This is a genomic window from Brevundimonas sp. A19_0 (assembly GCF_017744255.1).
Lineage (GTDB): Bacteria > Pseudomonadota > Alphaproteobacteria > Caulobacterales > Caulobacteraceae > Brevundimonas.
Genome location: NZ_JAGHQP010000043.1, coordinates 1 through 1102, shown reverse-complemented (window position 1 = coordinate 1102; position 1102 = coordinate 1). Strand labels below are relative to the sequence as shown.

Below are 1102 nucleotides of genomic sequence, written 5' to 3'. Positions count from 1 at the left end.
AAGGCCGGTGGTGCGAAGGCGATGAACTACGCCGACATCGACGCGGCGCCGGAAGAGAAGGCGCGCGGCATCACGATCAACACGGCGCACGTGGAATATGAGACGGCCAACCGTCACTACGCCCACGTCGACTGCCCGGGCCACGCCGACTATGTGAAGAACATGATCACGGGTGCGGCGCAGATGGACGGCGCGATCCTGGTGGTGTCGGCCGCTGACGGCCCGATGCCGCAGACCCGCGAGCACATCCTGCTGTCGCGTCAGGTCGGCGTTCCCGCGCTGGTGGTGTTCCTGAACAAGGTCGACATGGTCGACGACGAGGAACTGCTGGAGCTGGTCGAGATGGAAGTGCGCGAGCTGCTGAGCTCGTACCAGTTCCCGGGCGACGACATTCCGATCACCAAGGGCTCGGCCCTGGCGGCGGTCGAAGGCCGCGACGCCAAGATCGGCGAAGAAGCCATCCTGGCGCTGATGCAGACGGTCGACGACTACATCCCGCAGCCGGAGCGTCCGGTTGACCTGCCGTTCCTGATGCCGGTGGAAGACGTGTTCTCGATCTCGGGCCGCGGCACCGTGGTGACCGGTCGCGTCGAGCGCGGCATCGTCAAGGTCGGTGAGGAAGTCGAGATCGTCGGCATCCGTCCGGTCCAGAAGACGACCTGCACGGGCGTGGAAATGTTCCGCAAGCTGCTGGACCAGGGCCAGGCGGGCGACAACGTCGGCGTGCTGCTGCGCGGCACCAAGCGTGAAGACGTCGAGCGCGGCCAGGTGCTGTGCAAGCCGGGTTCGATCACCCCGCACACCAAATTCCTGGCCGAGGCCTACATCCTGACCAAGGAAGAGGGTGGCCGTCACACGCCGTTCTTCACCAACTACCGCCCGCAGTTCTACTTCCGGACGACGGACGTGACCGGCATCGTGCACCTGAAGGAAGGTGTCGAGATGATCATGCCCGGCGACAACGCCGAGCTGAACGTCGAGCTGATCACCCCGATCGCCATGGAAGAGAAGCTCCGCTTCGCCATCCGCGAAGGCGGCCGCACGGTTGGTGCCGGCGTCGTGTCGAAGATCACCGAGTAATCAGCCCCCACGGCTGAAAGAC

General features: G+C 65.1%; 1 protein-coding gene. It reads left to right on the top strand.

What is annotated here, in order from left to right; translation table 11 throughout:
- Positions 1 to 1080: elongation factor Tu (tuf, locus tag J7346_RS14900; protein WP_209120758.1), on the top strand; the 1080-nt coding region annotated here is incomplete at its 5' end.
- Positions 1081 to 1102 lie beyond the last annotated feature (22 nt).